Below are 14,787 nucleotides of genomic sequence, written 5' to 3'. Positions count from 1 at the left end.
AAATGGCGACCATGAAACGGAAACTTAACCATGGCATGACAGGGCTGTGGAATGTCGTTCGATAGCGGCCCCCTCGATCGGTACCTGATGGCCGCGGTCGGCGACGACGCGGCGATGATGATGGATCTGCGCCAGGCCTTCACCGGCAGCGCGCGCGACCTTGCCGACCTGATGCTCCGCGCCCGCTGCGACGCCAACTGGCACGTCGCCGCGTTGCGGCTCAAGGGGCTGGCGGCGACCTTCGGCATCGTTCCCCTGATCGAGCTCGCCGAAGAGGCAATGGCCGGCGTGCCTGGCGACCCCGCCGTGCTGCGGCGTATCCACGGCGCGATCGACGGCGTCGGCTGATCGGTGGACCGGGTTCAAACCCCGTTCAGCCGCCGTCCTCCACTGCAAATATCGATGCTGGCGTCTTGCCTTGGCAACGCAGGGGGTTTAGCCGCGTTATCGAACCGCGGCCTGCCCCCGCTACGCCCGGGATCATCGGCCAGGCAACCGATTCAGAGGAGAGATCTTGATGTTCAACCGTTTCCGCTCGATGCCCGCAACGGCGATCGCCGCTGTCCTGGGCTGCGCGCTGATGACGACCGCCCCCCTTCCTGCCGCGGCCAAGGAAAAGCCGAAGAAGGAGACGAAGGGGACCAGCATTTCCGCGAGCAAGGGCTTCACGCCGTCGGTCAAGAAGATGATGGATGCCGCCGCCGCCAAGGACGCCGCCGCGCTGCAGGCGGCGCTGACCGAGGGGCAGGGCACCGCATCGACGACCGAGGATCGCTATTGGCTGGCCTATTATCAATTGCAGCTCGGCATCCTGAACAAGGACCAGTCGCTCCAGCGGCAGGGGCTCGACGCGATGCTCGATTCGGGCATCACCCCGCCCGAGAGCCTTGCCGCCTATAATTTCTTCGCCGGCAACTTCGCCTATGGCGCAAAGGATTATCCGAAGGCCGTCCAGCGGCTCGAGGCCGCCCGCGCCGCGGGTTCGACCGAGCCGCAACTCGGCCTGCTGCTGATGGACAGCTATCTGAACGCCGGACAGGTCGATCAGGGCGTCGCGACCGCCAAGGCGACGATCGAGGCCGCCCGTGCCGCCGGACAGCAGCCGTCGGACGAGCTTTACGTGCGGCCGATCAAGGCGCTCCAGGCCGCGAAGCGCGACGCCGAGGCCAATGAGATGCTGGCGCTCCGCCTCCGCGACTATAGCGCGCCCGAGGTGTGGCGGCAGACGCTGTTCGTGCTGTTGCAGCAGCCGGGCATGACCAAGGATGTGACGCTCGACACGCTGCGCCTGATGCGCGCCAGCAAGGCGATGCTCCAGCGCGCCGAATATCTCGAATATACGGCGCTGGCGACCGAAGCGGCGCTTCCGGGCGAGGTCGTCTCGCTGATCAAGGAGGGCCGGGCGAGCAAGGTGATCCCGACCCCCGACGCCAATTTCGACGAGGCCTTCAAGGCCCAGAAGGACCGGATCGGCGACGAGGAATCGACCCTCGCGGCCTATGCGCAGAAGCCGTCGACGCTGTCCAACCCGAAGGTGGCGGGCGCCACCGGCGATGCGATGGTCGGCTACGGCCGCTATGCCGAGGCGATCCCGCTCTACAAGGCGGCGCTCAACGGCGGCGACAAGGATCTGTGGACCTATCGCCTGGGCGTCGCGCAGGCCCTGTCGGGCGACACGGCGGGCGCACAGGCGACCTTCGCGCAGGTTGCCGGCTCGCGCAAGCCGCTCGCCAACCTGTGGCTGATCAAGCTGGGCAACGGCGCGGCCCCGGCCGCGGCTCCTGCCACCGGCGACTGAGTCGCGATTCGCGAATGAAATGAAAAGGGCGCCAACCTCGCAGTTGGCGCCCTTTCTCTTATCCGGACCGATCAGTCCTGCGGTCAGGTATCGACCGGGATGCCCGCCAGCTGCTTCGCGGTGCGAATCGTCAGCGACGTCTTGACGCTCGTCACGTTTGGCGCCGACGTCAGGTGCGCGGTGAGGAACGACTGGAAGCTCTGAAGGTCGCGCGCGACGACCTTGAGCAGGAAGTCGATTTCACCGTTGAGCATATAGCATTCGCGGACCTCGGCGAGCTGGCCGACATAGTCCTCGAACGCCTTCAAATCGGCCTCGGCCTGGCTACGCAGGCTGACCATCGCAAAGACGGTGATGCCATAGCCGAGCTTCGCGGGATCGAGGTCGGCGTGATAGGATCGGATGACCCCCGCTTCCTCGAGCGCACGGACGCGGCGCAGGCAGGGCGGGGCCGTGAGCCCCACCATCTGCGCCAACTCGACATTCGTCATCCGCCCATTTTTCTGCAGTTCACCGAGAATTTGCAGATCGATCTGATCGAACTTCTGGATCGCCATCTTGTAACTTCCGCTTTCCAAGCTTGCGGTGACCATAATATTATTTCAGCCGAATGCAATTGTCCCACAATGCGACGCGGGGTTCCAAGCCTCTTTCATGGCCGGTGGATTCACGCTAGCCGCTAAGAAAATGCTAACCAACGAAATGAGTGTGGGGCGGGTTCGACGTGACGGCTGACTCGATGATCGCGACCATATTGCGTCAGGCGCCGTCGAGCCGTCGGGCCGGCATCGCGGCCTGGCGTCAGCTCTCCGATATTCTCGCGCAGCGCGGCAATCAACTCCCCGAATCCGATGTGCGCCGCGCGCTCCATGCGCTTGCGGTGCTGCGGCCGCAGGTGCCGGAAAAGATTCGCCGCGACTGCGCGAAGGCGATCGCGCGCCACGGCCGCTTCGCCCCCCTCGTCGCGCTCTACGCGCATGACGTTCCCGCCGTGTCCGCCGCGATGCTGCGCGGTGCGCGGCTGACCGAAGCCGACTGGCTGGCGCTGTTGCCGGCGACCGACGCGACCGCGCGGTCGATCCTGGCAGGGCGCACCGACCTGCCGCAGGCGGCGCGGCGGGCGCTCGCCGCGCTCGGCAGCGCATCGATGGCCCTGCCGCGGCCCGAGGGGGCCGTCGCCGAGTCCATTACCGTAATGCGCGAAACGGTGCCTGAGAATGCGCCGTCTTCCGAATCGCAGCCCGAATCCCGCGAAGAACCCGTCGTCAGCGTCGCGCCCAGCCAGATCAGCGAATTGGTGCGCCGGATCGACCGCTTTCAGGCGGCGCGTCATCAGGCGGCGCCGAAGCCCCCACGCACGCGCTTCCTGTTCGAGACCGGCCCCGACGGGCTGATCCATTGGGTCGACGGAGTCACGCGCGGCGCGGTGGTCGGGCTTTCGATTGCTGAGGCGGCCTTCGGCGGCGAACCCGGGACCGACGGCCTCGCCGCCGGGGCCTTTCGCCAGCGTGCCGAGATCGTCAATGCGCGCATGATGCTGGAAGGGACGCGCGAAGAGGCCGGCGAATGGCGCTTTTCGGCCTTGCCCTGGTTCGATCCGGCGACCGGCCAGTTCCGCGGCTATCGCGGCACCGCCCGCCGCCCACACCGCAACGAGACGCCCTATGGTGCGCCGGAATCGGATGGCGCGGGCGACTCGATCCGTCAGCTCATCCACGAATTGCGCAGCCCGCTCAACGCGATCTCGGGCTTTGCTCAGATCATCTCGGGGCAGATGTTCGGCCCGGTCAGCCAATCCTATCGCGCGATGGCCGACCAGATCGTCGCCGACTCCGCGGCGGTGCAGGCGATCATCGACGATCTCGAAGCCGCGGCGCGCGCCGGGCAGGCGCCGGCGCTGCCCGCACCGGGCGACATCGCCGACCTCAACAGCATTCTGGTTCAGGTCGAAAGCGATCTGGCCGCGTTGCTCGCGCAGCAGCGGGTCGAACTCAGCCTGTCGCGCGTCGGGCGCTCGTTCGCCGCGCGCGCCGTCGATGCGAATGCGCGCCGGATGATCGGGCGGCTGCTGACCGCGCTGGTCGATATATCGGGTCCAGGGGCCGCGCTCGTCGGCCAGCTTGTTGCGGAAGCGGCGCCCGGCGACATGGTGCAGTTGCGTGTCGTGCGCCCCGCCGCGATCCGGTTCGCCTCCGCGGCCGAGCTTCTCGATCCCGGCTTCAGCCCCGAAGGCGAGGCGCCGGGCGCGGCGATCCTCAGCCTCGGCTTCTCGATGCGGCTGGTCGACAGCCTCGCACACGGCGCGGGCGGACGTCTCGAGATCGGAGACAATGCCTTGACCTTGCACCTGCCGTCGGCCAACCCGTTGCACGAAGCCGATCGCGCCGCTCCGGGGGGAGAGTGATCGGGCCTTCGATCGACGCGCGTTGAAGGGGAGAGGGGCGTTTGCAGCGGACGGCGGATTTGCTGGCCTATCCGGCCGCAAAGGATCGCATCGACCTGGCGGAAGGCGACCATCCCGTCTTCTGGGTCACGATAGATACCGAGGAGGATTTCGACTGGGGCGCGCCCTTCGCGCGAACCGGTTATCGCCTCGATTCGGTGCCGGCGCTCGCCGATTGTCAGCGCTATTTCGAGCGCGCCGGCGTCTGTCCCATCTATCTGGTCGACTGGCCGATCGTCGCCGACGACCGCGCGCTCGCGATCCTCGGCCCGGCGCAGGCCGCGGGGCACTGCGACATCGGCGCCCAGCTTCACCCATGGGTGACGCCGCCGCACGACGAAGAGGTGAACGAGCGTAACAGCTACACCGGCAATCTCCCACTCGCGCTCCAGCGCGCCAAGATGACGGCGCTGCGCGACGCGATCCGTGATCGCTTCGGCACCGCGCCGACGGTCTATCGCGCCGGGCGCTACGGCCTGGGGGGTGAGACCGCGACCATGCTGGCCGAACTGGGTTTCCGGTGCGACACGTCGGTGCGATCCGCCTTCGACTATCGGGCGGGGCAGGGACCCGATTATCGCAAGGCGCCGCTGCACCCCTGGCGGCTGGAGACGCCGGCAGGCCCGCTCGTCGAGGTGCCGGTGACGACGGTGTTCGCGGGACTGCTGGGCCGCGCCGGACCCGCGCTCTATCGCGGCGCCGCCCGCGTGGGGCGTCGCGCCGGGGCGGGGCTGGCCCGGCTCGGCCTCGTCGAGCGGATCGCCCTGACGCCCGAAGGCATTCCCGCCGACCGCGCGTGCCGGGCGATCGACGTCGCGATCGCGCGGCGCCTGCCCATTCTGACCTTCTCCTTCCATTCGCCATCGCTCCAGCCGGGCAACACGCCGTATGTCCGCACCGATCGCGATCTGGCGAATTTCTATCGCTGGTGGGACGTCGTCCTTGCGCACCTCGACCGCCGCGGCGTGCGCCCCGCTGGCACCGCCGACATATTGGCGCGATGCGCGCGATGAGCGATGCCGCTTGCCAAGCGCGCGGCGGGGGGGCCTGTAGCTCAATGGTTAGAGCTGGCCGCTCATAACGGCTAGGTTGCGGGTTCGAGTCCTGCCGGGCCCACCATTTCCCTTGCAAATTGCAACCCATGGCGCTCCATAGAAGCCTCGACAGCATGGGGAGGGGATCATGGCGCGACGCCGCACGATTTTTCTGGGCGGCCTTGCCGTCGTCGCCGTCGTGGCAGGCGCCGTGGCGGTCCGCACTGCGACCTTCGCGCCAAAGGATATCGCCGACGGCAGCGATGTCCGGCTCGCTGCGGTCCCGTCCTACGACCTCGACGCGGCGGTCGCGCATCTGAGCGCCGCGGCGCAGATTCCGACGATTTCGCATCAGGACCCGGCCGATAATGACGTCGCGCAATGGGATCGGCTGCATACGTGGCTCGCCGCGACCTATCCCGCGGTTCATGGTGCGATGACGCGCACGGTGCTGCCCAACCGGACGCTCATCTATCACTGGCCGGGCAGCGACGCGGCGCTCGCGCCGATCATCGTCATGGCGCATCAGGACGTGGTGCCGGTGACCCCCGGGACCGAGGGCGAGTGGAAATACCCGCCCTTTTCGGGCCAGATCGCCGAACAGGCGGTCTGGGGCCGCGGGACGGTCGACGACAAGGGATCGCTGATCGGGCTGTTCGAGGCGCTCGAGGCGCTGGCGAACGCAGGCTTCCAGCCAAAGCGCGGCATCTATCTCGTTTCGGGGCATGACGAGGAAGCGGGCGGATCGGGTGCGATCGCCGCGGCCGCGAAGCTCAAGGCCGACGGGGTGAAGGCGATCTTCACGATCGACGAAGGCAGCCTCGTCCTCACCGATACGCCCGTCATCAACGGCCCGGCGATCATGATCGGCATCGCCGAAAAGGGCTATGCGACGCTCAAGGTCACGGCGAACGCGCCGGGCGGGCACAGCTCGATGCCCCCGACCGAAACCGGGGTCCAGACGCTTGCCCAGGCGATCCTCGACATCAGCGGCGATCCATTCCCCTACGAAGTCCGGGGTCCGGGCGCGTCGATGCTCGAGGCGCTGGCTGCGGCAAAGGGCGGTACGACCCGGATGGCGGTCGCCAATCAATGGCTTTTTGGCCCGCTGCTCAAGCGCCAGATCGCGGCCGTCCCGTCGACCGCTGCTGCCTTCCACACCACCATTGCCCCGACGATGCTGGAGGGCAGCCCGAAGGAGAATGTTCTGCCGCAGACCGCCTCCGCGCTGATCAACTATCGCATCGCGCCGTGGAACCGCTCGGCCGACATCATGGCGCGCGCCAAATCAGCGGTGGGCGACGCGAAGGTCGAACTGAGCTGGGTCAAGCCGCCGCGCGAACCGTCGCGCGTGTCGTCGACCAATTCGCAGGGATGGAAATGGATCGCCGCCGCCGCGCGCGCCGACGCACCGGGCGCCGTGCTCTCGCCGATCCTCGTCGTCGCGGGCACCGACAGCCGCAGCATGGAACCGGTGTCGGAAGACGTCTACCGCTTCATGCCGATGCATTTCTCGCTGAAGGAATCGGCGATGATCCACGGCACCAACGAACATATGCGCGTCGACAGCTTCAAGCGGATGATCGACTTCTACGCGCGGCTCGTCGCGACCGCGGCGGGATAGACTCGCGCGCCCGGCGCGGCTAAGGCGCGGGGCCGGTCGGGGAGTAGCGCAGCCCGGTAGCGCGCCTGCTTTGGGAGCAGGATGTCGCAGGTTCGAATCCTGTCTCCCCGACCAATTCTCTCCCAGATGCTGCCTGTCCTTCTGGACGCCTTCCTGTTTTCGCCGTCCCGGCGCGCAGCCGTGGCGTGCTTGCGACGGGGTGCGGAACATCGGCGCCCCGCATCCGTTGCTTGGAAAGGTGGCGGTGCCGCCAGCCATGCGTCGCCGCTTCCTCCCCCCGAAAAAGGAGAAGGAGCCATGGCCGACACTATCGAAAGAAACGAAACCGACCGCCTGATCGCGTCCGACAAGGTCGAGGGCACGACGGTCTACAACCCGCAGGACGAGCGGCTCGGGACGATCCGGAATGTGATGATCGACAAGCGCTCGGGCAAGAGCGAATATGCCGTTCTCGAATTCGGCGGCCTCTTCGGCCTCGGCAGCGATCATTACCCCATTCCGTGGGAGATGCTGACCTACGACACCGACAAGGGCGGTTATGTCGTCAACCTGACCAAGGACCAGGTCGAAGGGGCGCCGCGCTATCGCAGCGAGGAAACGCCGGAATACAACGATACCTACGGCCGTACCGTCTATGAATATTACGGCCTCGGCTATCCGATGCTCTGACGATGGCGCATCCGACCGAACCCCTGCATCGGGCGCGGGATGTGCGCGGCGGCGAGATTATCCTGCGGACCCGGCGCCGCCGCCTGATCTTCGCGGCGGGGCTGGCGGCCTTCGTGCTGGTCGCGCTGGTCGCCGCGATCTTCGCTCCGCATTGACCGGCCCGCTTTGTGCCAAAGAAAAAGGCGGCCTTCCCATCGGGAAGACCGCCTCTTTTCTTTCGGTCGATGCCCCGAAGGGCTGCGACTTACTTCTTCTCTTCGGCCGGAGCAGCAGCGGCGTCGGCGGCCGGAGCAGCAGCGGCGGTCGCAGCGTCGGCGCCAGCGGCAGCAGCGTCGGCACCGGCAGCGGCGGCTTCCGCACCGGCGGCGGCAGCGTCGGCGCCTTCGGCGGTCGCGGCAGCGCCGTCTTCGGCAACCGCGTCAGCGGCCGGAGCTTCGGTGGTGGCGGCGTCGTCAGCGGCCTTCTCACCGCAAGCGGCGAGGGCGAACATGCTGGCAGCAACGGCGATAGCAGCAAACTTCTTCATGATGTGTGGGCTCCCTAAAATGCCTTTCCGCGCTGGGGAAACTTTCCCTTCCCGCGAGCCGCGGGATTTAGTCTTTCCGTACCAATCGTCAACAAAAATAATTGAGATGGGACGAAGCGGCAGAAAAGGTTCACTTTACCGTAACAATCACGGCAGCTCGGTATCGCTGCTTTCGGCGAGACTCGCGACGGTCGCGGTCCAGACGGCGACATTCTGGCGAAGCTGGACCGGATCGACCTTGTCGAGCGTGTCGTCGGGTGTGTGGTGCCAGTCGAAATAGCGGGTACCGTCCTGCTGCAGGTCGATCGCCGGAACACCCGCCGCGACCAGCGCGCCGATGTCGGCGCCGCCACCGGCCCGGTCGCGGCCGCGCGTCACCCCCAGCGGCGCCAGCGCGGCGGCGATGCGGTCGGCGAGCGGCTTCGCGCTGTCGGGCAGGCCGAAATCGACGCGCCAGATGCGGTCGGCGCCGAAGTCGGATTCCAGCGCGACCGCATGGCGCTCCTCGCCGTGCGCATCGAAATAGGCCTGGCCGCCGAAGGCGCCGACTTCCTCGGCCCCCGCCCACAGCAGGCGGATCGTCCGGCGCGGCTGGCCTGCCGCCATCACGTGGCGCGCCGCAGCGGTGATGATGCCGCATCCCGCCGCGTCGTCGATCGCGCCGGTCGCGAGGTCCCAGCTGTCGAGGTGGCAGGCGAGGATCACCGGGCTGGCGTGCGGGTCGCTGCCCGGCACCTCGGCGATGACGTTGCCCGATTTCTGCCGCCCCAGGTCGCGCGGCGTGAGGAGCAGCTTCATGCGCAGCGCTGCCGGCGCCGCGGCACCGGCCTTGATGCGCCGGAGCTGGCCGACGAGCAGGTCGGCGTCGGGGTTCGAGATCGCACCGGCGGGGATCGGCTTCACCCCATCGTCGAAATTGGTGACGCCGGCATGCGGATTGCGATGGTTGTCGGTCCCGATCGAGCGGATGACGATCGCGCGCGCGCCCTTCTTCGCCGCGACGTTCGGCCCCTGAAAGCGCCCGCGGCCGTAATAGCCATAGCCGCTGCCGTCCTGCGTCGGCTTCATCTGATTGTCGATGAAGACGATCTTGCCCTTCACCGCGGCGTCGGGCGCCGCCTGCAACGCGTCGAAGCCGGCGAAGTAAACGACATCCCCCTCGAAACCGGCGGCGCCGGTCGAACCGCTGTTGCCGAGCGCGGTGATCGCGAGGCTTTGCGGCAGGAAGGGGGCGGTCAGCCAGGCCTTCTCCTCGCCGCGCACCCAGGTCCGCATGTCATAGGTCTCTTCGCGCACATTGGCGAAGCCCATCGCCTTCAGCCGCGCGACCGCCCAGCGCCGCGCCGCGGCCTCGCGTTCGGTGCCGGCGGGGCGCGGACCGATTTCGGTCGTCAGGTCGGCGGTGATCGACCAGGCCGGGTCCTCGCCGTGCAGCGCGAGATCGAGCGCGCCCGGCGCCGCGGGCTGGAGAGCGGGCGCCGGGGCGGCGGAGAGGGTGGCGACAAGGGCGGCGAGGCCTGCAGCGCAGGCGGATACGGGGCGTTTTGGCATGGCCTGTTCCTAACCGCCGCCTCGGGGCGGGAGCAAGCGCCGATTGCCAATCCGCCGCCCATTCGCTAACCGGCCCCCGACTTCCTTTCCCCTCCCGGCCGCAACCAGCGGCCCAGCCAGTTTCGGAGCGTTTCGATGGCCGCCCAATATAGTTTCGTGATGAAGGGTCTGACCAAGACCTATCCCGGTGCGCAGAAGCCGGTGCTCAACGGCATCCACTTGCAATTCTATTCGGATGCGAAGATCGGCATCGTCGGCCCCAACGGCACCGGCAAGTCGACGCTGATGAAGATCATGGCGGGCATCGACACCGATTTCACCGGCGAGGCGTGGCCGGGCGAGGGGATCACCCTCGGCTATCTGGCGCAGGAGCCCGAGCTCGATCCGGCGAAGACGGTGAAGGAAAACGTCATGGACGGCGTCCGCCCGGTCGCCGACATGATGGACCGCTTCAACGAGATCAGCACGCTGATGGCCGACCCGCCCGAGGATGCCGATTTCGACGCGCTGATGACCGAGATGGGCGAGCTTCAGGAAAAGATCGACGCGGTCGACGGCTGGACGCTCGACAACCAGCTCGAAATCGCGATGGAGGCCCTGCGCTGCCCGCCGGGCGATTCGAGCGTCGCAAATCTGTCGGGCGGTGAAAAGCGCCGGATCGCGCTGACCCGCCTGCTGCTCGAAAAGCCATCGATCCTGCTGCTCGACGAGCCGACCAACCACCTCGACGCCGAAAGCGTCGCCTGGCTCGAAAAGCATCTCGTCGACTATCCGGGCAACGTCATCCTCGTCACCCACGACCGCTATTTCCTCGACAATGTCGTGAACTGGATTCTCGAACTCGATCGCGGCCGCTATTTCCCCTACGAGGGCAATTATTCGACCTATCTCGAGAAGAAGGCGAAGCGCCTCGAACAGGAATCGCGCGAGGAAGCCGGCCGCCAGAAGGCGATCCGCGACGAACTCGAATGGATCCGGCAGTCGCCGAAGGCGCGCCAGGCCAAGTCGAAGGCGCGTATCAAAAGCTTCGACCAGCTCGTCGAGGCGCAGGAAAATCGCGCCCCCGGCAAGGCGCAGATCGTCATCCAGGTGCCCGAGCGCCTCGGCGGCAAGGTGATCGAGGTCGAAGGCATCTCGAAGGCCTTCGGCGACAAGCTGCTGTTCGAGGACCTGTCCTTCACGCTGCCGCCCGGCGGCATCGTCGGCGTCATCGGTCCGAACGGCGCCGGCAAGTCGACGCTGTTCAAGCTGATCACCGGGCAGGAAACGCCCGACAGCGGCCGCATCACGATCGGCGATACCGTGCGCCTCGGCTATGTCGACCAGAGCCGCGACGCGCTCGACCCGAACAAGAATGTCTGGGAGGAAATCTCGGGCGGGCACGAGTTGATGACGATCGGCAAGCACCAGATGCAGACGCGCGCCTATGTCGGCGCCTTCAACTTCAAGGGCACCGACCAGCAGAAGAAGGTCGGCATGCTGTCGGGCGGTGAGCGCAACCGCGTCCACCTGGCCAAGATGCTGAAGGAGGGCGGCAACGTCCTGCTGCTCGACGAACCGACCAACGACCTCGACACCGAAACGCTCGCGGCGCTCGAAGAGGCGCTGGAGAATTTCGCCGGCTGCGCAGTGGTCATCAGCCACGACCGCTTCTTCCTCGACCGTCTCGCGACGCATATCCTGGCCTTTGAGGGCGACAGCCACGTCGAATGGTTCGAAGGCAATTTCGAGGCCTATGAGGAGGACAAGATCCGCCGCCTCGGCGACGAGGCGACGCGGCCGACGCGCGTCGCCTACAAGAAGCTGACGCGCTGACCGGCATGATGGGGGAACCGGCATGAAAGGGGAAGCGGCGTCCGCCGCAGAGCCGATTTCGTCGCACGCGATCCGCATGGACGCGGCGGCGCTCAACGCCTTCATGGCGGAGGCTTTCCCGCATTCGCGCCCCGGTTCGCGCGGACATGTCGTGTCCGTCGCGCCGGGGCATGTGCAGGCGCGGCTCGATCCCAATGAACAGGCGTTGCGTCCGGGCGGGCTGGTGTCCGGCCCGACCCAGATGGGGCTCGCCGACATGGCCGCCTATGCGCTCGTCCTCGCGCATATCGGCCCCGTCGCGATGGCGGTGACGAGCGCGCTCAACTATCAGTTCCTGCGCCCGTGCCGCCCCGGCCCGGTGATGGCCGACGCGCACATGCTGCGGCTCGGCAAGCGGCTGGCGGTCATGGACGTGCGATTGTGGACCGACGATCCCGAACGGCCGATCGGGCAGGCGAACGTGACCTACGCGATTCCGTGAGCAGCGGGAACGCCGCGACAAACGGCTTTCCTACATTGCTCCGCCATGCCAGCATGATGATGACTTTACATCGACCCCCTTGCGTCATTGCGAGCGAAGCGAAGCAATCTCCAGCTATCGTCCTGCGATCCCGATAGCCGGAGATTGCTTCGTCGCTACGCTCCTCGCAATGACGGGGCGGATCGATCCGATATCCTCAAGATCTCTAATCCACCGCCGCAACCGGCACCGGGCTGAACTCCCCGGTCGCTTCGTCGAGCAGGTGGAGGATGCCGTCGCTGACCGCGAACAGCGCGCCGCGCAGCTTCAGCGTGCCGCGCTCCTCCTTCTGGCTGATGCAGGGGAAGGTGCGCAGATTGTCGAGACTGACCTTCACCGCCGAAAATTCCATGTCGCGCCGCGCGCCGTTGCTGTGCAGATCGTCGTGGCGCGCGCGCACCGCCGCGCTCGCCTCGTCGAGCATCGAGATCCAGTCGGCGATGAAGCCGCCATGCCCGGGCTCGGTGCCTTCCATCGTCCGGTGCAGCGCGGCATGGCAGCCGCCGCAAAGCCCGTGGCCGAGAACGACGATCTCCTCGACATGCAATATCTGGACGGCGAATTCGAGCGCGGAGGACACGCCGTGGCGGCCCGGCGTGGTTTCGAAGGGCGGCACGAGCGCGCCGACGTTGCGGACGACGAAAATCTCGCCAGGGTGGGTGTCGAAGATCTGCGCGGGTTCGACCCGGCTGTCCGAACAGGCGATCACCATCACCTTGGGCGATTGCCCCTCGGCCAGCTGCTCCCATCGCTCTCGTTGCTCTTTCCACCCTGTAGCGCGGAACCGGGCATAGCCATCGAGCAAATCGGCAAAGTGAGTCATGGGCGCGCCTTAAACCGAAGATGCGGAGTTGAGAAGAGCGGGCCACGCGATTATGTGAGCGCGATGACCGCACCCGCACAGCCCGCCCGCCCTTCGACCCTGCGCCCGCGCAAGCCCGACTGGATTCGCGTCAAGGCGCCGACCAGCCCCGGCTATGCCGAGACGCGGCGCCTGATGCGCGACCTCAACCTCAATACGGTGTGCGAGGAAGCGGCCTGTCCGAACATCGGCGAATGCTGGACGAAAAAGCACGCGACGGTGATGATCCTCGGCGACACCTGCACGCGCGCCTGCGCCTTCTGCAACGTCAAGACCGGCATGCCGCGCGCGGTCGATCCGTTCGAGCCCGAACATGTCGCGATCGCCGCGGCGAAGATGGGGCTGACGCACATCGTCATCACCTCGGTCGACCGCGACGACCTGCCCGATGGCGGCGCGAGCCAGTTCGTCAAGGTGATCGAGGCGCTGCGCCGCGAAACGCCGACGACGACGATCGAGATTCTCACCCCCGATTTCCGCAACAAGCCCGACAGCGCGGTCGCGGCGATCGTCGACGCGCGTCCTGACGTCTACAACCACAATCTCGAAACCGTCCCGCGGCTTTACCCGACGATCCGCCCCGGCGCGCGCTATTACGCCTCGCTGCGCCTGCTCGAAAGCGTCAAGCGCCGCGACCCGTCGATCTTCACCAAGTCGGGCGTCATGCTCGGCCTCGGCGAGGAAAGGATGGAGGTTCATCAGGTGATGGACGACATGCGCAGCGCCGATATCGACTTCATGACGATGGGCCAGTATCTTCAGCCGACCCCGCGCCATACGAAGGTGATCGACTTCGTGACGCCGCAGGCGTTCGACGCCTATGCCCAGATCGCCCGCGCCAAGGGGTTCCTCCAGGTCGCCTCGTCGCCGCTCACCAGGTCGAGCTATCACGCCGGCGACGATTTCGAGCGCATGCGTGCGGCGCGCGAGGCGCAGCTGGCGCGTGCGGCCGCCGACTGACCTTGCCCCGGCACCACGAAACCCGCGAACTGCCCTACAGCGCCGAACAGATGTTCGCGCTCGTCACCGATATCGCGCGTTACCCCGAATTTCTGCCATGGGTCGTCGCCCTGCGCGTACGCAGTCAGGACGAGCACGCGGCGCTCGCCGACATGATCGTCGGCTTCAAGGGGCTGCGCGAGAGTTTTTCGTGCCGGGTCGAAAAGCATCGGCCGACCCATGTCGCGGTCCATTATATCGACGGACCGATGCGCCATCTCGACAATGAATGGCATTTCGCGCCGCTCGACGGCGGCGGCTGTCGCGTCGATTTCCTCGTCGATTTCTCGTTCCGCAACCGCGTCTTCGAAACGCTGGCGGGACAGATGTTCGACAAGGCGCTGCGCCGCATGATCGCGGCGTTCGAGGACCGCGCGGCGGTCCTTTACGGCGCGGGAAGCTCGATGTCGTCGGACGACGGTCGCAGCGAGTCCTTCTCGGGCTGAAGCAGGTCGAGCGCGAACAGCGTCGCCGCGTGGCGGATCGCGGCGCGTTCGGTCGACTGGAAACGCACGACCTGCGAGAAATAGTCGTCGGGGTCCTGCCCGCGCAGCGCGCGCGCGAACACGACCTGTCCGACCGGCTTCTTCTCCGACCCGCCGCCGGGGCCCGCGATGCCGGTGATTGCCACCGCGACGTCAGCGTCGCTATTGGCGAGCGCGCCCGCCGCCATCGCCCACGCGGTCGCGAGCGACACCTCGCCGAAGGTTTCGAGGATTTCGCTGCTGACGTCGAGCTGGCGCTGCTTGGCATCGCCCGAATAGGTGATGAAGCCCGCGGAGAACACGTCGCTGCTCCCCGCGATATCGGTCAGCGCCGCGCACACCATGCCGCCGGTGCAGCTTTCGGCGACCGCGACCCGGCGCTCCGCCGCGCGATTGGCGGCCAGAACCGACGCGGCGACCTCTTCACGCGCGACTCGGCGAGTTTCATCGACAGGCTGCAA

16 protein-coding genes and 2 tRNA genes are annotated in these 14,787 nt (G+C 67.0%); 13 read left to right on the top strand and 5 right to left on the bottom strand.

The window, feature by feature from the left end:
• Window positions 1-51: 51 nt before the first annotated feature.
• Together ABS88_RS09625 and ABS88_RS09620 are read left to right on the top strand one after the other, a co-directional pair.
• The gene (locus ABS88_RS09625) at window positions 52-348 is read left to right on the top strand and encodes an Hpt domain-containing protein (RefSeq protein ID WP_076075317.1); all 297 of its coding nucleotides are present in this window, start codon (window positions 52-54) and stop codon (window positions 346-348) included.
• 169 nt (window positions 349-517) lie between these two features.
• Entirely contained in the window at window positions 518-1,798 is a 1,281-nt protein-coding gene (locus ABS88_RS09620) for a hypothetical protein (protein ID WP_076075319.1), read from the top strand.
• A gap of 83 nt (window positions 1,799-1,881) precedes the next feature.
• Here ABS88_RS09620 and ABS88_RS09615 read toward each other — a convergent pair whose 3' ends face one another.
• Entirely contained in the window at window positions 1,882-2,355 is a 474-nt protein-coding gene (locus ABS88_RS09615; protein ID WP_104959667.1) for an Lrp/AsnC family transcriptional regulator, read from the bottom strand.
• A 167-nt stretch (window positions 2,356-2,522) separates the two neighbouring features.
• On the opposite strand from ABS88_RS09615, the gene ABS88_RS09610 reads away from it, so the two are divergent.
• From ABS88_RS09610 to ABS88_RS09580, 7 genes are all read left to right on the top strand, one after another.
• Window positions 2,523-4,202: a histidine kinase dimerization/phospho-acceptor domain-containing protein gene (locus ABS88_RS09610; protein WP_286749658.1), complete on the top strand. Its 1,680-nt coding sequence runs from the start codon at window positions 2,523-2,525 to the stop codon at window positions 4,200-4,202.
• Between the two features lie 41 nt (window positions 4,203-4,243).
• Entirely contained in the window at window positions 4,244-5,254 is a 1,011-nt protein-coding gene (locus ABS88_RS09605) for a polysaccharide deacetylase family protein (protein ID WP_076075324.1), read from the top strand.
• A gap of 30 nt (window positions 5,255-5,284) precedes the next feature.
• Window positions 5,285-5,360 (top strand) — tRNA-Ile (locus tag ABS88_RS09600).
• A 63-nt stretch (window positions 5,361-5,423) separates the two neighbouring features.
• Window positions 5,424-6,899 (top strand): M20 family peptidase, encoded by a 1,476-nt coding sequence (locus tag ABS88_RS09595; RefSeq protein ID WP_076075327.1) that lies wholly within the window; start codon window positions 5,424-5,426, stop codon window positions 6,897-6,899.
• Window positions 6,900-6,936: 37 nt separating this feature from the next.
• Window positions 6,937-7,013: transfer RNA gene (locus tag ABS88_RS09590), tRNA-Pro, on the top strand.
• Between the two features lie 183 nt (window positions 7,014-7,196).
• The gene (locus ABS88_RS09585; protein ID WP_067106618.1) at window positions 7,197-7,568 is read left to right on the top strand and encodes a PRC-barrel domain-containing protein; all 372 of its coding nucleotides are present in this window, start codon (window positions 7,197-7,199) and stop codon (window positions 7,566-7,568) included.
• Between the two features lie 2 nt (window positions 7,569-7,570).
• Window positions 7,571-7,723, top strand: coding sequence for a peptide ABC transporter permease (locus ABS88_RS09580; RefSeq protein WP_286749657.1), 153 nt, complete (start codon window positions 7,571-7,573; stop codon window positions 7,721-7,723).
• An 89-nt stretch (window positions 7,724-7,812) separates the two neighbouring features.
• On the opposite strand, the gene ABS88_RS09575 is transcribed toward ABS88_RS09580, so the two are convergent.
• A complete protein-coding gene (locus tag ABS88_RS09575; RefSeq protein WP_076075329.1) occupies window positions 7,813-8,094 on the bottom strand; it encodes a hypothetical protein in 282 nt (93 codons plus the stop codon).
• Between the two features lie 147 nt (window positions 8,095-8,241).
• Window positions 8,242-9,645 (bottom strand): M28 family peptidase, encoded by a 1,404-nt coding sequence (locus ABS88_RS09570; RefSeq protein ID WP_076075332.1) that lies wholly within the window; start codon window positions 9,643-9,645, stop codon window positions 8,242-8,244.
• A 135-nt stretch (window positions 9,646-9,780) separates the two neighbouring features.
• On the opposite strand from ABS88_RS09570, the gene ettA reads away from it, so the two are divergent.
• Window positions 9,781-11,460, top strand: a complete 1,680-nt coding sequence (gene ettA, locus ABS88_RS09565) for an energy-dependent translational throttle protein EttA (protein WP_076075335.1) — start codon at window positions 9,781-9,783, stop codon at window positions 11,458-11,460.
• A 22-nt stretch (window positions 11,461-11,482) separates the two neighbouring features.
• A complete protein-coding gene (locus ABS88_RS09560; protein WP_076075337.1) occupies window positions 11,483-11,941 on the top strand; it encodes a PaaI family thioesterase in 459 nt (152 codons plus the stop codon).
• A gap of 205 nt (window positions 11,942-12,146) precedes the next feature.
• Here the strand turns inward: ABS88_RS09560 and ABS88_RS09555 are convergent, their stop codons facing one another.
• A complete protein-coding gene (locus ABS88_RS09555) occupies window positions 12,147-12,803 on the bottom strand; it encodes a carbonic anhydrase (protein WP_104959665.1) in 657 nt (218 codons plus the stop codon).
• 63 nt (window positions 12,804-12,866) lie between these two features.
• Here ABS88_RS09555 and lipA point away from each other — a divergent pair, with 63 nt between their 5' ends.
• Both lipA and ABS88_RS09545 read left to right on the top strand, forming a co-directional pair.
• Entirely contained in the window at window positions 12,867-13,802 is a 936-nt protein-coding gene (gene lipA / locus ABS88_RS09550; protein ID WP_104960347.1) for a lipoyl synthase, read from the top strand.
• A gap of 2 nt (window positions 13,803-13,804) precedes the next feature.
• Window positions 13,805-14,287, top strand: coding sequence for a type II toxin-antitoxin system RatA family toxin (locus ABS88_RS09545; RefSeq protein ID WP_067106609.1), 483 nt, complete (start codon window positions 13,805-13,807; stop codon window positions 14,285-14,287).
• On the opposite strand, the gene ABS88_RS09540 is transcribed toward ABS88_RS09545, so the two are convergent.
• Window positions 14,227-14,787 (bottom strand): CinA family protein, encoded by a 561-nt coding sequence (locus tag ABS88_RS09540; RefSeq protein ID WP_067106607.1) that lies wholly within the window; start codon window positions 14,785-14,787, stop codon window positions 14,227-14,229. The genes ABS88_RS09545 and ABS88_RS09540 overlap by 61 nt on opposite strands.

It is taken from the genome of Sphingopyxis sp. SCN 67-31, assembly GCF_001725095.1.
This window is presented reverse-complemented; position numbering and strand designations above follow the sequence as displayed.

Bases quoted from the DNA above. Each gene is read 5' to 3' on its own strand.
- ABS88_RS09625 (WP_076075317.1), top strand. From the start codon at position 52: ATGTCGTTCGATAGCGGCCCCCTCGATCGGTACCTGATGGCCGCGGTC.
- ABS88_RS09620 (WP_076075319.1), top strand. From the start codon at position 518: ATGTTCAACCGTTTCCGCTCGATGCCCGCAACGGCGATCGCCGCTGTC.
- ABS88_RS09615 (WP_104959667.1), bottom strand. From the start codon at position 2,355: ATGGCGATCCAGAAGTTCGATCAGATCGATCTGCAAATTCTCGGTGAA.
- ABS88_RS09595 (WP_076075327.1), top strand. From the start codon at position 5,424: ATGGCGCGACGCCGCACGATTTTTCTGGGCGGCCTTGCCGTCGTCGCC.
- ABS88_RS09585 (WP_067106618.1), top strand. From the start codon at position 7,197: ATGGCCGACACTATCGAAAGAAACGAAACCGACCGCCTGATCGCGTCC.
- ABS88_RS09580 (WP_286749657.1), top strand. From the start codon at position 7,571: ATGGCGCATCCGACCGAACCCCTGCATCGGGCGCGGGATGTGCGCGGC.
- ABS88_RS09575 (WP_076075329.1), bottom strand. From the start codon at position 8,094: ATGAAGAAGTTTGCTGCTATCGCCGTTGCTGCCAGCATGTTCGCCCTC.
- ABS88_RS09570 (WP_076075332.1), bottom strand. From the start codon at position 9,645: ATGCCAAAACGCCCCGTATCCGCCTGCGCTGCAGGCCTCGCCGCCCTT.
- ettA (WP_076075335.1), top strand. From the start codon at position 9,781: ATGGCCGCCCAATATAGTTTCGTGATGAAGGGTCTGACCAAGACCTAT.
- ABS88_RS09560 (WP_076075337.1), top strand. From the start codon at position 11,483: ATGAAAGGGGAAGCGGCGTCCGCCGCAGAGCCGATTTCGTCGCACGCG.
- ABS88_RS09555 (WP_104959665.1), bottom strand. From the start codon at position 12,803: ATGACTCACTTTGCCGATTTGCTCGATGGCTATGCCCGGTTCCGCGCT.
- lipA (WP_104960347.1), top strand. From the start codon at position 12,867: ATGACCGCACCCGCACAGCCCGCCCGCCCTTCGACCCTGCGCCCGCGC.